The sequence below is a fragment of the Pseudomonas migulae genome, assembly GCF_024169315.1.
Taxonomy (GTDB): domain Bacteria; phylum Pseudomonadota; class Gammaproteobacteria; order Pseudomonadales; family Pseudomonadaceae; genus Aquipseudomonas; species Aquipseudomonas migulae_B.
The window spans coordinates 207,501-222,500 of record NZ_JALJWR010000001.1; the positions used below are offsets into that span (position 1 = coordinate 207,501).

Annotated in this window: 14 protein-coding genes and 2 rRNA genes (1 of these 16 cut by a window edge); 9 read left to right on the forward strand and 7 right to left on the reverse strand. The window is 58.1% G+C overall.

Features of this window, described 5'->3' with window-relative positions; translation table 11 throughout:
* From J2Y86_RS00990 to J2Y86_RS01000, 3 genes are all read left to right on the forward strand, one after another.
* Positions 1-1,837, forward strand: a 23S ribosomal RNA gene (locus tag J2Y86_RS00990) (it extends 1,055 nt beyond the left edge of the window).
* Between the two features lie 154 nt (positions 1,838-1,991).
* Positions 1,992-2,107: ribosomal RNA gene (gene rrf / locus J2Y86_RS00995) — 5S ribosomal RNA — on the forward strand.
* A 351-nt stretch (positions 2,108-2,458) separates the two neighbouring features.
* Entirely contained in the window at positions 2,459-2,920 is a 462-nt protein-coding gene (locus tag J2Y86_RS01000; RefSeq protein ID WP_253427426.1) for an HvfA family oxazolone/thioamide-modified RiPP metallophore, read from the forward strand.
* A gap of 93 nt (positions 2,921-3,013) precedes the next feature.
* Here the strand turns inward: J2Y86_RS01000 and arsH are convergent, their stop codons facing one another.
* From arsH to J2Y86_RS01020, 4 genes are all read right to left on the reverse strand, one after another.
* Positions 3,014-3,706 (reverse strand): arsenical resistance protein ArsH, encoded by a 693-nt coding sequence (gene arsH / locus J2Y86_RS01005; protein ID WP_253427428.1) that lies wholly within the window; start codon positions 3,704-3,706, stop codon positions 3,014-3,016.
* 11 nt (positions 3,707-3,717) lie between these two features.
* A complete protein-coding gene (locus J2Y86_RS01010; protein WP_253427430.1) occupies positions 3,718-4,188 on the reverse strand; it encodes an arsenate reductase ArsC in 471 nt (156 codons plus the stop codon).
* A 91-nt stretch (positions 4,189-4,279) separates the two neighbouring features.
* A complete protein-coding gene (locus J2Y86_RS01015; protein WP_253427432.1) occupies positions 4,280-6,406 on the reverse strand; it encodes a TonB-dependent receptor family protein in 2,127 nt (708 codons plus the stop codon).
* Between the two features lie 130 nt (positions 6,407-6,536).
* On the reverse strand, positions 6,537-6,833 hold the full coding sequence (locus tag J2Y86_RS01020) for a DUF4189 domain-containing protein (protein ID WP_253427435.1): 297 nt from the start codon (positions 6,831-6,833) through the stop codon (positions 6,537-6,539).
* Between the two features lie 156 nt (positions 6,834-6,989).
* On the opposite strand from J2Y86_RS01020, the gene J2Y86_RS01025 reads away from it, so the two are divergent.
* Positions 6,990-7,613 carry an eCIS core domain-containing protein gene (locus J2Y86_RS01025; RefSeq protein WP_253427437.1) on the forward strand — a complete coding sequence of 208 codons (624 nt, stop codon included), beginning with the start codon at positions 6,990-6,992 and terminating at the stop codon, positions 7,611-7,613.
* A 6-nt stretch (positions 7,614-7,619) separates the two neighbouring features.
* Here J2Y86_RS01025 and J2Y86_RS01030 read toward each other — a convergent pair whose 3' ends face one another.
* Positions 7,620-8,315, reverse strand: a complete 696-nt coding sequence (locus J2Y86_RS01030; RefSeq protein ID WP_301308631.1) for a tRNA (adenine(22)-N(1))-methyltransferase — start codon at positions 8,313-8,315, stop codon at positions 7,620-7,622.
* Positions 8,316-8,433: 118 nt separating this feature from the next.
* Positions 8,434-9,243, reverse strand: coding sequence for a helix-turn-helix transcriptional regulator (locus tag J2Y86_RS01035; protein WP_437180648.1), 810 nt, complete (start codon positions 9,241-9,243; stop codon positions 8,434-8,436).
* A 97-nt stretch (positions 9,244-9,340) separates the two neighbouring features.
* Between J2Y86_RS01035 and J2Y86_RS01040 the strand changes: the two genes are divergently transcribed.
* The 5 genes from J2Y86_RS01040 to J2Y86_RS01060 all read left to right on the forward strand — a co-directional run bounded on the left by J2Y86_RS01040 (position 9,341) and on the right by J2Y86_RS01060 (position 13,977).
* Positions 9,341-10,312, forward strand: coding sequence for a threonine dehydratase (locus J2Y86_RS01040; protein ID WP_253427440.1), 972 nt, complete (start codon positions 9,341-9,343; stop codon positions 10,310-10,312).
* 98 nt (positions 10,313-10,410) lie between these two features.
* A complete protein-coding gene (locus tag J2Y86_RS01045) occupies positions 10,411-10,740 on the forward strand; it encodes a DHCW motif cupin fold protein (protein ID WP_253427442.1) in 330 nt (109 codons plus the stop codon).
* Positions 10,741-10,936: 196 nt separating this feature from the next.
* Complete coding sequence (locus J2Y86_RS01050; protein ID WP_253427444.1) at positions 10,937-11,602, forward strand: TIGR02466 family protein; 666 nt, start codon at positions 10,937-10,939, stop codon at positions 11,600-11,602.
* A 280-nt stretch (positions 11,603-11,882) separates the two neighbouring features.
* Complete coding sequence (locus tag J2Y86_RS01055) at positions 11,883-13,175, forward strand: MFS transporter (RefSeq protein ID WP_253427446.1); 1,293 nt, start codon at positions 11,883-11,885, stop codon at positions 13,173-13,175.
* A gap of 25 nt (positions 13,176-13,200) precedes the next feature.
* Positions 13,201-13,977: a substrate-binding domain-containing protein gene (locus J2Y86_RS01060; RefSeq protein ID WP_253427448.1), complete on the forward strand. Its 777-nt coding sequence runs from the start codon at positions 13,201-13,203 to the stop codon at positions 13,975-13,977.
* Here J2Y86_RS01060 and J2Y86_RS01065 read toward each other — a convergent pair.
* On the reverse strand, positions 13,967-14,872 hold the full coding sequence (locus J2Y86_RS01065; RefSeq protein WP_253427449.1) for a LysR family transcriptional regulator: 906 nt from the start codon (positions 14,870-14,872) through the stop codon (positions 13,967-13,969). The genes J2Y86_RS01060 and J2Y86_RS01065 overlap by 11 nt on opposite strands.
* Positions 14,873-15,000: the final 128 nt, after the last annotated feature.

Here is a 15,000-nt window from a genome sequence, read left to right on the forward strand (position 1 = left end):
TTAGAAGCAGCCACCCTTTAAAGAAAGCGTAATAGCTCACTAGTCGAGTCGGCCTGCGCGGAAGATGTAACGGGGCTCAAACCATACACCGAAGCTACGGGTATCACTTAGGTGATGCGGTAGAGGAGCGTTCTGTAAGCCTGTGAAGGTGAGTTGAGAAGCTTGCTGGAGGTATCAGAAGTGCGAATGCTGACATGAGTAACGACAATGGGTGTGAAAAACACCCACGCCGAAAGACCAAGGTTTCCTGCGCAACGTTAATCGACGCAGGGTTAGTCGGTCCCTAAGGCGAGGCTGAAAAGCGTAGTCGATGGAAAACAGGTTAATATTCCTGTACTTCTGGTTATTGCGATGGAGGGACGGAGAAGGCTAGGCCAGCTTGGCGTTGGTTGTCCAAGTTTAAGGTGGTAGGCTGGAATCTTAGGTAAATCCGGGATTCTAAGGCCGAGAGCTGATGACGAGTTATCTTTTAGATGACGAAGTGGTTGATGCCATGCTTCCAAGAAAAGCTTCTAAGCTTCAGGTAACCAGGAACCGTACCCCAAACCGACACAGGTGGTTGGGTAGAGAATACCAAGGCGCTTGAGAGAACTCGGGTGAAGGAACTAGGCAAAATGGCACCGTAACTTCGGGAGAAGGTGCGCCGGTGAGGGTGAAGGACTTGCTCCGTAAGCCCATGCCGGTCGAAGATACCAGGCCGCTGCGACTGTTTATTAAAAACACAGCACTCTGCAAACACGAAAGTGGACGTATAGGGTGTGACGCCTGCCCGGTGCCGGAAGGTTAATTGATGGGGTTAGCTAACGCGAAGCTCTTGATCGAAGCCCCGGTAAACGGCGGCCGTAACTATAACGGTCCTAAGGTAGCGAAATTCCTTGTCGGGTAAGTTCCGACCTGCACGAATGGCGTAACGATGGCGGCGCTGTCTCCACCCGAGACTCAGTGAAATTGAAATCGCTGTGAAGATGCAGTGTATCCGCGGCTAGACGGAAAGACCCCGTGAACCTTTACTATAGCTTTGCACTGGACTTTGAATTTGCTTGTGTAGGATAGGTGGGAGGCTTTGAAGCGTGGACGCCAGTTCGCGTGGAGCCAACCTTGAAATACCACCCTGGCAACTTTGAGGTTCTAACTCAGGTCCGTTATCCGGATCGAGGACAGTGTATGGTGGGTAGTTTGACTGGGGCGGTCTCCTCCTAAAGAGTAACGGAGGAGTACGAAGGTGCGCTCAGACCGGTCGGAAATCGGTCGTAGAGTATAAAGGCAAAAGCGCGCTTGACTGCGAGACAGACACGTCGAGCAGGTACGAAAGTAGGTCTTAGTGATCCGGTGGTTCTGTATGGAAGGGCCATCGCTCAACGGATAAAAGGTACTCCGGGGATAACAGGCTGATACCGCCCAAGAGTTCATATCGACGGCGGTGTTTGGCACCTCGATGTCGGCTCATCACATCCTGGGGCTGAAGCCGGTCCCAAGGGTATGGCTGTTCGCCATTTAAAGTGGTACGCGAGCTGGGTTTAGAACGTCGTGAGACAGTTCGGTCCCTATCTGCCGTGGACGTTTGAGATTTGAGAGGGGCTGCTCCTAGTACGAGAGGACCGGAGTGGACGAACCTCTGGTGTTCCGGTTGTCACGCCAGTGGCATTGCCGGGTAGCTATGTTCGGAATAGATAACCGCTGAAAGCATCTAAGCGGGAAACTAGCCTCAAGATGAGATCTCACTGGGACCTTGAGTCCCCTGAAGGGCCGTCGAAGACTACGACGTTGATAGGTTGGGTGTGTAAGCGCTGTGAGGCGTTGAGCTAACCAATACTAATTGCCCGTGAGGCTTGACCATATAACACCCAAGCAATTTGTGAACTCGAGAGAGGCCAGATTGCGGTGTGTGAAGACGAAACGAACCGAAAGTTCGGATACAAACACACAAACTATCGCATACCCATTCGCTGGAACGTGATCTCGCAAGAGAAAACGAGCCGGCTACCGAATTTCTTGACGACCATAGAGCGTTGGAACCACCTGATCCCATCCCGAACTCAGCAGTGAAACGATGCATCGCCGATGGTAGTGTGGGGTTTCCCCATGTGAGAGTAGGTCATCGTCAAGATTAAATTCCGAAACCCCAATTGCGAAAGCAGTTGGGGTTTTGTTTTGCCTGCAGAAAAGTTCGTACAGCAGTACCGGACGGCTTCACAGGGATATGATTGATGCTCATTTTATTCAGGGGCTTCCAGGCCGCCAGGATAAAAGAGCGGGCATGTGTATCGCTGTGTATCTGGACCTGCTGTACAGATGCTGGCGTACAAATGCCCCTCGATCCGGATACATCCGGGATACACGGTTGCAGTCAAATAGCCTGGCCTTAGCGAGAAAGCAAACGCACCTCGCACCACGGCTTATAGCCCTTGTGGCATGACCCTAAGCGGTCTGCCCGCACACAGTATCCGGAGAAATAACCATGTCCCGTCTTTCGAACAAATCCCGTATTGGCCTGATCGCTGTTTCACTGGTTGGCTGCATGAACCTCGCGTCGTCCGCCTTCGCCGCTGACGCGCTGCCTCAAGGCTACCAACTCGCCGCCGCTGAAAAGACCAGTGAAGGCAAATGTGGCGAAGGCAAGTGCGGCGCCAGCGAAACCGGCGCCAAGGTCACCAAGGCTGGTGAAGGCAAGTGCGGTGAAGGCAAATGCGGCGACGCTTCCTTTGCCCGTACCGACACTGACCACGACGGCCGCGTTTCCCTGAAAGAGTTGCTGGCCGTGGCCCCGCAGGGCACTGAAGAGTTCAAGGCGATGGACACCAACAACGACGGTTTCCTCTCTGAAGGCGAGGTCTACAAGTTCCGCACCAACCAGTTCACCTCCAACGGCAAGAAAGTGCCGACCGAGCTGTTCACCAAGATGAGCAAAGCGCAGAACTGATAGTTGGTGCTGCCGACCATTACACCTGTTTCACCCCAACGCCCGATGTAACACATCGGGCGTTTTTGTATTTCAAAGACAGGTGCCTGAACTTCAAATCGACCGTTGATTGACACGCCGGGTCAGTTCTTCTGCCGACTCCTTGCGTTCCGAATAACGGTCGACCAGGTCCGGGCGATCGCGTAGCAACAGGGTGAACTTCACCAGTTCCTCCATGACGTCCACCACCCGATCATAGAGTGAGGATGGTTTCATGCGATTGCCTTCGTCGAATTCCAGATAGGCTTTCGGCACGGAAGACTGGTTGGGGATCGTGAACATCCGCATCCAGCGGCCAAGCACGCGCAGTTGATTCACCACGTTAAAAGACTGGGAGCCGCCGCTGACTTGCATGACTGCGAGCGTTTTACCTTGGGTCGGACGAATCGCGCCTATTGCGAGGGGCACCCAGTCGATTTGCGCCTTGAACACGGCAGACATCGAACCGTGGCGCTCGGGTGAACACCAGACCTGGCCCTCAGACCATTGCATCAGCTCGAGCAATTCCTGAACTTTCGGGTGATCGTTTGGAGCGTCATCCGGTAGCGGCAATCCCGATGGATTGAAGATCCGTGTTTCTGCACCGAAATGTTCGAGCAGTCGAGCGGCTTCTTCGACCAGCAGACGACTGAATGAACGCGGTCGGGTCGATCCATACAACAGCAGGATTCGCGGCTTGTGCCGGGTGTCATCACGGGTCATCGACTCAAACAGGGAGGCGTCGAGGTGTGGCAGTTCGTGGGACATGAGGGCTCCGGTCAGAGGGTGCTGATGCGATCGAGTTCGCGCTTCAAGGCATCGCGATCAAGTTCGGCGAAGGGCAGGGCGAGGAAAGCCCGGCAGCGTGTTTCGATGTGCGCCAGAGTCGAGTGGAAGGCTGCGGTGACGACGGCTTCGTCGCCCTTCACCTCGGAGGGATCTTCCAGTCCCCAATGCGCTTTCAGGGCCGGCCCGAAATACACCGGGCAAGCCTCGCCGGCAGCCTTGTCGCAGACGGTGATGACGACGTCCGGTGGATTGGCTTCGAAGGCGTCGTTGCCTTTGCTGCTCAAACCGTCAATTGCGATGCCGGCCTCCTGCAACGTCGCAAGACTGCGCGGCAGTACCTGCCCCTTGGGGAAGCTGCCGGCGCTGATGGCCTGGAAACCTTCTGGCGCAAGATGATTGAACATTGCTTCGGACAGAATGCTGCGGCAACTATTGGCGGTGCACATGAACAGAACGCGCATGGGAACTCCTCTTCAAACGAGCAATTGCATATGGATAATCGAATATACGGTTATCCATATGCGATGGTCAAACTCGTTTGTCTCAACCCATTCAGAGCAGACTCCACGACACCCCGACATACACCCCCAAACCTTCACCCGGCGTGGATCGTGCTGCGTCCAGCCCTTTGTCGTCATAGCCCGGAGTGACAGTGGCGGCGTAGTGCTTGTCAGTCAGGTTGCGCACGTCCAGCCAGGTTTGCCAGTCGCCCTTGGGTGTGTTGTATCCGAGCGTCGCACCGAACAGGGCGTAGGGATCGGCGTAATAGCTGTTGGCGTAGTCCACCGCAACCCTGGACACCCACTGCGTGTTGAGCGCAGCGAAAAAACCTTGCGGCCAGTCGTAGCGCAGCTCGCCCTGGTAGTAGTGCATTGGCAGGCCCGGCAGGCGGTTGTTGCCGAAGCGGTCGTCATCGCGATAGTGGAAGTCACTGAAGGTATAGCTCTGGCGCAGGCTCAGTTGGCCGCCATCGTCTCGCGACCACAGGTTGCTTTGCAGGCTGGCTTCCACGCCTTGGTGCACGGTGGGGCTGGCATTGAGCTCGTAGGGCGTGGTGGCGTTGGCATCCGGCAACACCGAGAGCAATTCGTGTCGCACTTGGGCGAAGTACCAGGCCAGGCTCCATTGCCCCATCGCGCTGTCGCCGCGGCCGCCGATTTCCAGGGTGGTCGCGGTCTGGTTTTGCAGTTTGATCGGGTCGCGCTGGGCGCCTGTGGCGACGCCGCTGCCAGCCGGGAATCGAATGTTGGAGCTGTAAATCAGCGACCAGGGATGTGGCGCCTCGACCGAGCGACTGAGATTGCCGAACAGTTGCAGGTCAGGTGTCAGTTGGTAACGCAGGCCTAGACGTGGGGCGTAGTCCCAGTCGTTGAGGCTGGTCTTGCCACCGCCTTCCGGGTAGGTCACGGCGCTTTCGCGGCGGGTGTAGATCGCGGCGAGGCCGGTCGTCAGCCACAGGTCGTTCGCAATCTCCAGGTCGTTGCCCATATGCAGGACGGTGTCCGAGCCCTGGTAGGTGAAGTTGCGAATGTGCGTGCCCGGCGCGTAGCGAGCGGTGTTGCCGGTGGGGATGCGTACCAACTCGCTGGCACCGGCATTCGGCAGATGCTTGGTCACGCGCAAACCCAGGGTGCTATGGCTTTCCAGGCCCCAGAGTGTGTCGCGACGCTTGTAGTCGAACGTGCCGCTGACATCCGTGTACGCGACCTTCAGGCGGTTGGGGCCTTCACGCAAGTCCATCGGATAGTCGTGGTAGACAAGGCCGGTCTGAACGCTCGAGTCGTCATCGATGTAGTAAGTGGTTTTGTTGCCGATGAAGGTACTGCCCGGCTGCTCTCGGCTATCGTCCCGAGCCACGTAAGCGGGGTTGGCCGCCCGTGGGTCGTGCTCGATGGAGTGCTTGGTCACCCGCCCGGCGAGCTCGTTGTCGGTCTGGCGATAGCGCAGGTAGAAACGCGTTTCCAGTTTCGGGTTGAAGCGATAGCCGAAGTTGGCGATGACGCCCTGGCTCTCGCTGTTCGTATGGTCCTGGTAGCCGTCGGAACGCGCATCGGTCGTGGCCACGTAGTAGTCGAAGTCACCCAGCACCTGTCCGGAACTGACTTGGCGCTGCTGATAGCCGTGGCTGCCCATCGCATAGCGCACCTGCAACAGCGGTGCGTTGTAGCCGGTGTGGCTGATGTAATCGATCGCCCCGCCCAAGGCCAGCGCGCCCCGGTCGAAACCGTTGGCGCCGCGCAGCACTTCCACGTGGTCGAGCCACAGTGGCTCCAGCAATTCATAGGGCGTGCCGCCCGGGCCGGTCAGCGGCAGACCGTCGAACATGCTGTACAGCCCCGAAGCATGGGCGCCCGGTGCACGGTTGATCCCCGATCCGCGGATCGAGATTTTTACCCCTTCGTTGCCCGCCGACTGGGCATACACCCCCGGCTGATACGCCAACACATCCTGGTTGCTGGCCACGCGGCCCTGCAGGGGGCGGCGCAGGTCGACGACATTGGTGCCACCGGGCACTTCGGCAAGCCGGGCCTTGGCGTCCTCGACTGACGCGTCTTCGCCACTGCGATCCTCAGCCCCGATCAGCACTTGTCCAAGTTCCAGACCCTGGGCGTCGGCAATGGCCGGACAAACAAGGGCCAGGCCCAACAGCACGGTGGGCAAGGATTTGGGCGAGGGCATTGAGAAACTCCAGACGGACAGGAACGGGCAGTGAAGAACTGCGACGTAGGCAAGAACGAAGGAAACACATGGCAATTTTGTTTTTTAACGAATAGACGGGGAGGGCAGGATGCTCTTGCTACCTACGTGCCTAGTTTCTGCACTCGGCCAACACCACCTGACAGGTATCCGGCGTGCCACCGGAGCGGCCGGCGTAGCGAATGCAGTTGTTCATGGATTTCTGGCGCGCCATTTTCAAGGTGTCCCCCCAAGCGAGGCCGCCTTCGCCGGAAGTGGGCAGCGCTTTGGCATAACAGCTTGAGCCCATCGAAGCGGAATACCGAGCCGTGGAGTTTTTTCCCGAACATCCCGCCATCATCGCCAGGTTGATGGCAAGCAGGTAGTGCAGGACCCATGACGAGCATTGACGTGCAGTTTTTCCGGTCATGGCGTTTTCCTGCAGGAGACGACTTGCAGCGTCTGCAGTCGTGTACTCACCAGTTTAGACGGTTGGCTGAGGTTGAGAACGGGCGCTTGGTTCGCGACTACGCTAACGCCATGCGGATCGTTGATCACGCGCTGCGTCCTTCCTTTGGAGCGCCCAATGCCGCCCATCACCCTGCGCCTGGTGGCGCTGTTTGTGCTTTGCCTGACGCTGGAAGTGCGAGCGCAGACTGACGCCTGTCCCACTGGCGAGAAACAAGTGTGCCTGGACGGCTGCGTCTGCCTGCCGGACCTGCGACCGCTGCTCGGCCCCATGCCTGATGACATCTACCAGATCGCGGCACCCGCCCTGGCGTTGTGGCTGACCCAGGCTCGTGCCGAAGCCGCCAACGCCGGTGTCCAACCCATCCCACCGCAGATCCGGGAGCAACTGCTGCGCTGGTACGAACCCGGTGTCCTCGATACCGCGCGCTACAAAATCAGCGACAACGGCCAATTCAACGCCGCCACGGCCATGCTGCAAAACCCCGATGTGGGGGCCGTGACGCTGATCGACATCATCCTCTTCCGGGACGCTCAAACCGCAGAACAGAACGTCGCGCTCTGGGCCCACGAACTCAAGCATTTGCAGCAGTATCAGGAGTGGGGGGTGGAAGGATTTGCCCAGCGATATACACAAGATTTCAATGCGGTGGAGGCGCCGGCGTATGCCATACAGGCTGAGGTCCGGCGGTGGGTGCGGGAAGGGGATTCACTGAAGGGGCGTGAAGAGGACAAACCCTGATCGGACTCAAGCCAGCAGTTCGGTGATCCACCGGGCCTGTCGGGCGATGTCTTGCGCCTTCTCCTCAGGCACGGCCTGTTGCGCCCGGGCCAGGAGGGTCAGGTTCTTCTGCTTCTGGCGCAGCAGGCGCTGCCATTTGAACAGAAACGCCGGGCTGCGTGCCTGCATCTGCAGCGGGCCGAAGTACAGCTCTTCGGCGGTGTATGTCACCGGCCCGTCACGCTCGGCGATGATGATTTCGTAGTCGAAGCGGTTTTCCCGCAGCAATTCCTCGTAGTGGATGCGGTAGCCATTTTCCATCAGCCATTGGCGCAAAGGCTGCTCGCCGCCGTTGGGCTGCAGGATCAGGCGCTCCTGGCCGTTCAGACGCGCCTTGCCACTGTCGAGGATATCGCGGATCGTCTCGCCGCCCATGCCACAGATACTGATCGCCGTGATCCCGTCTTCCGGCTCGATCGCCGCCAGGCCATCGGCCAGGCGCACGGTGATCTGTGGGGTCAGGCCGTTTTCGCGCACGGTGCGTTCGGCCGAGCGGAAGGGCGTCATTGCCACCTCGCCGGCCACCGCTGCCGTGATCGCGCCACGGCGCATCAACGCCACCGGCAGGTAGCCGTGATCCGAGCCGATGTCGGCCAGGCGCGCACCGGCTGGCACATGCGCCGCCACGCGCTCCAGGCGCATGGACAATGTCTGTTCGTTCAACTGCCGCCCCTTTTCAACACAAACGCCCGGCGCTTTGGCCGGATCGGGACGCGATTCTGCCGAGCAATGCCGTGCATTACAAATGCCTGCTATCCGATAACCTCGCCCTGAGCGGACGTTAACCTCTGCGCAATTGCGCCGGACTCACGCCAAGGCGTTGTTTGAAAGCGGTCGCCATGTGCGCCTGGGAGTTGAAACCGCAGGTGAGGGCGATCTCCGACAGACTGGCTGTCGAATCGCGCAGCCGGGCACGGGCCTTGGCGAGGCGTCGGTCGATCAGGTAACTGTGAGGGCTTTTGCCCGTCGCGTTCTTGAATGCCCGCATGAAATAGCCTTCGGACAGTTCAAGCAATCCTGCCATCGCCTGCACACTGAGCGGGCCCTCGAGGCCTGCGTCAATAAACTCATCGAGCAGGCGCATCCGGCTGTGGGTGATAGAGCCCCGGATCGGTGCCGACAACGCGTCGTGCCCCTTCGCCCGTTCACCGAGGGCGAGTGCCCAGGCTTCCCAGTCATCTCCCACCGAGGGATTCAACAGCGCGCTGCGCATTCTGCGCGCGAGGGTAATGGCTTGCGGATCAATACAATTGTTGAAGGCACGATCCCCCATCCATTCCATACCCTCGGTGTGAATGACCCGCAGGTACTCACCGCCTTGGGATGACTCGGACAACACGTCGCAACCGGCCGGGACGAACGCCAGGCCATTGGGCGTGGCAACGAAGGGTTGCACCCGGTCGCTGCCGATCGCGTGCAGGCCTCGCTGGCTGTCGAAGGCAAAACCAATCGCCGCGTGGGTCGCTACATATCGGGCCGCGTAGGCGCAGGCGGGCAACAATTCGATCACCCACGGCCCTGCCTCGACACGGCGGATCGGTTCGGTAACAAGCGATGGCTGCAGACGGGTTCGAAGGCTCATGAACACCATAGTAGTGAAGAGGGCACATAAAAGTCAGGTCGGTTTTTTGAAAGCCAGCGCACTGCACCCCTGTCTAAGCTGGGCAAAACCTCAGGGAAGCTGCTTCATGAACAGACTGACTCGCGACGATATCGAACAGGCCGCCCGCCACGTGTACCAGGTCATGCCCGCCACCGCGCAGTACCCTTGGCCATTGCTGGCGGAGCGGTTGGGTTGCACGGTGTGGGTCAAGCATGAAAACCACACCCCTACGGGGGCATTCAAAGTGCGCGGCGGCATTACCTTCATGCACTGGCTCAAACGCGAGCACCCAGGCGTGAAGGGTATTGTTTCCGCGACCCGCGGCAATCATGGCCAGAGCCTGGCGCTGGCCGCAAGCGCGCTGGGTTTGCGGGCGCTGATCGTAGTGCCGGAAGGTAACTCGCTGGAAAAGAACAATGCCATGCGCGGCTTCGGCGGTGAAGTGGTTGAGTATGGCCGCGACTTCGATGAGGCCCGTGAAGAGGCTGCACGCCTGGCAAAAGTGCATGACCTGTACCTCGTGCCGCCATTCCACACCGAGTTGGTCAAAGGCGTGGCCACCTATGCGTTGGAGCTGTTCAAGGCTGCGCCGGACCTGGACACCGTCTACGTGCCGATTGGCTGTGGCTCGGGGATTTGTGGAGTGATCGCCGCCCGCGACGCGCTGGGCTTGAAGACGCAAGTGGTGGGGGTGGTTTCCACGGAGGCGGCAGGCGCAAAGTTATCGTTTGAAGCGGGAACAATCTGCGAAACCGCCTCGGCCAATACCTTTGCCGACGGACTCGCCGTGCGCAAACCGGTTCCCGAGGCCTTCGCCATCTACGGGGCAGCGGCGGCGCGAATCGTATCCGTCAGCGAGGGTCAGATTGCCGAAGCCATGCGCGTGTATTACACCGATACCCACAACCTCGCGGAAGGGGCAGGCGCGGCGGCGCTGGCTGCGCTTATGCAGGAGCGTGAAACTATGGAAGGCAAAAGGGTTGGGGTGATTCTGTCTGGCGGAAATGTTGACCGGGCGGTGTATGCGAGCGTGATTGCTCCTGACCTTCATGCTTGAGTGAATGGCTGTATCTCATAAATGCGAGGCATCTGTGTCTATCGAAAGCCTCGCAGAATGGCTACGGTCCACCGACATTCTTGATAGATGAGGCAACCATGGATCTCACGGCTGTTCCCTTTGGTACGACTGATTGGTCGACGGTCGAACCGGTCCAGCATGCTGGACAAACCGGTACCGCCTCTTGGCGAACTTGCCAGTTTGGTTCAACGCGCGTGCGGATGGTTGAATACAGTCCCGGATACCTGGCCGATCACTGGTGCTGGAGAGGTCATATCCTGTTGTGCCTGGAAGGCGAGTTGCACACGGAACTGGAGGATGGTCGCCAGTTCACGCTCACCGCCGGGATGAGCTATCAGGTGGGCAACAATGCTGAGGGGCATCGATCGTTCAGCACGACGGGTGCCAGGTTGTTTGTTGTGGATTGAGTAGCCTGGGCGATCCAGGCACAACAGGACTGCCAGGCCAGATCGCCTTCGATGATTATCACTTTGCGGCGAAAACAGCTCGGCTTTACGGTGATAGATTGGAGTGACTAAGGACAAAGACTTTAACAAAGGTTTACATCTCCTATTTATTTCAAACTGTATAGTTTTTCCAACTAGCGCAACTTGGAAAAACGCAATGCAGTCGAGCAACAACCTGGTAGTTCCTGAACTGATAAAGATTCAACGGCTGTTCGCGACCCCCCTTGCCAGTATCCAGTACCCCGACGCAGAAAAACTCAATGCTGAGCTGAAAGCTATAATCACACGTCGTATGGCGGAAGATCGCAGCGGCGCACAGCGCAGCAATAACGGCGGCTGGCAGTCCGCGAACGATTTCCCAACATGGGGAGGGGAGGCCTGCGATGCATTGGTGAGATTTGCCACAGAGTTCGCCATTCAGCTTACTGCGGTTCATAGCGAGCAATACGGCTTAACCGAGCCCAGTTTCGAATGGAAACTCAACGCGTGGGCAAATGTTAATGAGGCAGGCCACAGCAATTCACTTCATGGGCACCCTGGTGCATTTTGGTCAGGGGTTTACTGGGTTGATGCCGGCGGCCGAGAGGACGATCCAGCCGTTGGAGGTGATCTAGAGTTTGTAGACCCGCGTGGTATGGTTGCATCGACCTACAATCCTGCTCTGCGAATGAGAGTCGAAGATTGCCTGACTGCCGGCTTTAGTTGTACTTGTGCTGCCAGAAGTGGAACATTCATCATGTTTCCGTCGTGGCTAATGCATTCAGTGCGACGTTTTGAAGGGACGCGACCGCGAATCTCTATAGCTTTTAACTTCGGGGCTTAACTAGAGGCGAAGTTTGAAATTGCTGTCAGGTGCGGAATTGACGATTAGATTAAACAACTGTTTTTACCCGCCAAATAGTGCCTTGGTCTTGTCTTGGTTCTCGTTGATCTGTGCATTGAGCTTGTTCAGATGCCTTCGTTTCCATTGATTTGTCCCATGCATTAATGCATGCCAACAATGCACTTATCATATCGATCATCCTAATCCACCATTCGCCCTAATAAGAACCGTGCGCCGCGTCCAGGCAGCGCACGTCATAAAAGCGGTGGAGTACAGGTCAATGACAACATCAAACCCTTCCGGGCGTTCACGCGCCAGTGCGATTTTTCGAGTTACCTCGGGCAACTTCCTCGAACAGTTCGATTTCTTCCTTTTCGGCTTTTACGCTACGCAGATTGCGGCTGTGTTCTTCCCGGCCAGTAGTGAGTTTGCTTCCCTGATGATGACCTTCGCGGTGTTTGGCGCGGGTTTCCTGATGCGTCCGTTGGGTGCGGTGGTGCTCGGTGCTTACATCGACGATGTGGGTCGGCGCAAAGGGTTGATCGTGACGCTGTCGATTATGGCCAGCGGCACGATTCTCATTGTGTTGGTGCCCGGTTACGAAACCATCGGACTGTTTGCCCCGGCCATCGTGCTGATCGGTCGCTTGCTGCAAGGTTTCTCGGCCGGTGCGGAAATGGGGGGCGTCTCGGTGTACCTCTCGGAGATCGCCACTCCGGGCAACAAAGGCTTCTTCACCAGTTGGCAGTCGGCCAGCCAGCAAGTGGCAATTATCGTTGCGGCGGCTTTGGGCTACGGGTTGAATCAGTGGATGGCGCCCGCAATGATTGCCGATTGGGGCTGGCGGATTCCGTTCTTCGTCGGTTGCATGATCGTTCCGTTCATTTTCTTCCTGCGCCGAAACCTCGAAGAAACCGAAGAGTTCGCGGCGCGCAAACACCGTCCCAGCATGGGTGATGTATTCCGCACGCTCGCGCAAAACTGGGTGATCGTGTTCGCCGGGATGATGATGGTCGCACTGACCACTACCGCGTTCTACCTCATCACCGTTTACGCGCCGACCTTCGGTAAAACCGTGCTGCACCTGAGCACGTCCGATGCGTTGCTGGTGACGTTGCTGGTTGGTGTTTCGAACTTCTTCTGGTTACCCATTGGCGGCGCGTTGTCTGACCGCATCGGTCGGCGTCCAGTGCTAATCGCCATGGCGCTGTTAACCCTCGCTACTGCGTATCCAGCGCTGACTTATCTGGTCAACGCGCCAAGCTTCGTCAACATGCTGTTGGTCTTACTGTGGTTGTCGTTCATTTACGGTTTGTACAGCGGCGCGATGATTGCGGCGCTCACGGAAATCATGCCGGTCGAAGTCCGGGTCGCCGGTTTCTCCCTGGCTTACAGCCTGGCTACGGCGGTGTTTGGCGGCTTCACCCCGGCAATGTCGACTTTTCTGATTCAGTACACCGGCGACAAAGCTGCGCCAGGCTATTGGATGAGTTTCGCCGCGCTCTGTGCCTTGTGCGCGACGCTGTATCTCTACCGCCGCTCCACCGGCCGCCTGCAACCGGCGATGTCTTGAACCTGCCCTTTGTGAGAACACGACCATGAACAAGCTATTTAATTTCGCCGCCCTCGGCCTGCTGGCCAGCCTCGGCCTGAGCACCGTCGCCCAAGCGGAAGAGATCCGTGTGATGACTTCCGGTGGTTTCACCGCGGCCTACAAAATCCTCGGTCCTAAATTTGCCGCGTCCACCGGCAACACGCTCGACACCGCCCTTGGCCCGTCGATGGGCAAAGCGCCGGAAGCTATTCCCAACCGTCTTTCTCGCGGAGAAAAAGCTGACGTAGTGATCATGGTCGGTTATGCCCTCGATGACCTGATCAAACAAGGCAAGGTTGATCCCGCTTCACGGGTTGAACTGGCCGATTCCCGAATCGGGCTCGTAGTGCGTGAGGGCGCGACGAAGCCGGACATCAGCTCCGTTGAAGGATTGAAGAAGACCTTGCTCGACGCGAAGTCCATCGCCTATTCCGATAGCGCCAGCGGCGTGTACATCGAGGATCAGTTGTTCAAGCGCCTGGGCATTGAAGACCAACTCAAACCCAAATCGAAGATGATCCCGAAAATCCCCGTAGGTTCGGTGGTTGCCACCGGCGACTATCAACTGGGCTTCCAGCAAGTCAGCGAATTGCTGCCCGTGCCGGGGGTAAGTTTTGTGGCAAAGATTCCAGAGTCGGTGCAATCGGTAACGCGTTTCGCTGCCGGCATTCCCGTGGGCGCGCAACACCCGGCTGAAGCCAAGGCGTTGTTGGAGTACCTGGCTTCCTCGACCGCTCAACCGGATGTAAAGGCCACCGGGCTGGATTCGGTCAGTCGCTGACCTGAACTTTCATTTCCACCACCAGCCGTTCCAGTTCCAACGCAGCCGGGGTCAATGTGCGACCCCGGCGCTTGATCAGGCCGACACTGCGCATCACCTGCGGGTCGGTCAGCGGCACCCGCGTCAGAATCGGGTGGTCAGCTGCCGGCATCGCCATCAGCGGCACCGCCGCTACCCCCAACCCCGCTTCCACCAGACCGATCATCGTCGTCACATGCCGGGTTTCACAGATGCTCTGCCGTTGCGGCACGATTCCGGTCAGCGCCTGATCCAGCAAAAAGCGATTGCCCGAGGTCTTGTCCAGCGAGATGTAATCCTGCTGATAGAACTCATCCCAGGTCACGCTGGTTCGACCCGCCAACGGATGATCGCGTCGACAGGCCACTACATAACCTTCCTGCACCAATGGCTCGAACTCGACTCCAGTCTCCAGCGTACCCATGAAGCTCAGACCGAAATCTGCTTCGCCATTGACGACGGCGCTGAGTACCTCGTGGGCGCTAGAGTCGAGCACTTTTACTTTGATCCTCGGGAACTGCCGGTGGTAATGGGCGATCACGCGCGGCATGAAGTAATACGCTGCCGAGGGCACGCAGGCCACCGTGACATGGCCGAGCCGGGTCGAGGCGACTTCGCTGATGCCCAGCAGCGCTATGTCCAGATCGTCCAGCAAGCGCTCGACGCTGGGCATGAAACCACGCCCGGCCTGAGTCAAGCTGACCTTACGTGTAGTGCGTTCGAACAATCGTACGCCGAGGGCGTCTTCAAGTTTTTCGATGCGCCGACTCAGCGCAGGCTGAGATATACGCACGGTGTCGGCGGCTTTGCGAAAACTGCCCTGCTCGACCACAGCGCGAAAAGCTTGCAGGTCGTTGAGGTCGAAGTTTATGGCCATGGTGCGCACTCGGGATCAGACAGATTGATCAGCTTATCCTATGAATGTACAAAATTATTCCACAATGCAGGTTCCGGTGAGGCTGGAGACAGTGTGCGAAATGCGCTGGCTACAATCAGCAAGAACTA

Bases quoted from the DNA above. Each gene is read 5' to 3' on its own strand.
- arsH (WP_253427428.1), bottom strand. From the start codon at position 3,706: ATGTCCCACGAACTGCCACACCTCGACGCCTCCCTGTTTGAGTCGATG.
- J2Y86_RS01065 (WP_253427449.1), bottom strand. From the start codon at position 14,872: ATGGCCATAAACTTCGACCTCAACGACCTGCAAGCTTTTCGCGCTGTG.
- J2Y86_RS01035 (WP_437180648.1), bottom strand. From the start codon at position 9,243: ATGGTGTTCATGAGCCTTCGAACCCGTCTGCAGCCATCGCTTGTTACC.
- J2Y86_RS01020 (WP_253427435.1), bottom strand. From the start codon at position 6,833: ATGACCGGAAAAACTGCACGTCAATGCTCGTCATGGGTCCTGCACTAC.
- J2Y86_RS01045 (WP_253427442.1), top strand. From the start codon at position 10,411: ATGGATCTCACGGCTGTTCCCTTTGGTACGACTGATTGGTCGACGGTC.
- J2Y86_RS01010 (WP_253427430.1), bottom strand. From the start codon at position 4,188: ATGCGCGTTCTGTTCATGTGCACCGCCAATAGTTGCCGCAGCATTCTG.
- J2Y86_RS01060 (WP_253427448.1), top strand. From the start codon at position 13,201: ATGAACAAGCTATTTAATTTCGCCGCCCTCGGCCTGCTGGCCAGCCTC.
- J2Y86_RS01025 (WP_253427437.1), top strand. From the start codon at position 6,990: ATGCCGCCCATCACCCTGCGCCTGGTGGCGCTGTTTGTGCTTTGCCTG.
- J2Y86_RS01015 (WP_253427432.1), bottom strand. From the start codon at position 6,406: ATGCCCTCGCCCAAATCCTTGCCCACCGTGCTGTTGGGCCTGGCCCTT.
- J2Y86_RS01050 (WP_253427444.1), top strand. From the start codon at position 10,937: ATGCAGTCGAGCAACAACCTGGTAGTTCCTGAACTGATAAAGATTCAA.
- J2Y86_RS01040 (WP_253427440.1), top strand. From the start codon at position 9,341: ATGAACAGACTGACTCGCGACGATATCGAACAGGCCGCCCGCCACGTG.
- J2Y86_RS01000 (WP_253427426.1), top strand. From the start codon at position 2,459: ATGTCCCGTCTTTCGAACAAATCCCGTATTGGCCTGATCGCTGTTTCA.
- J2Y86_RS01055 (WP_253427446.1), top strand. From the start codon at position 11,883: ATGACAACATCAAACCCTTCCGGGCGTTCACGCGCCAGTGCGATTTTT.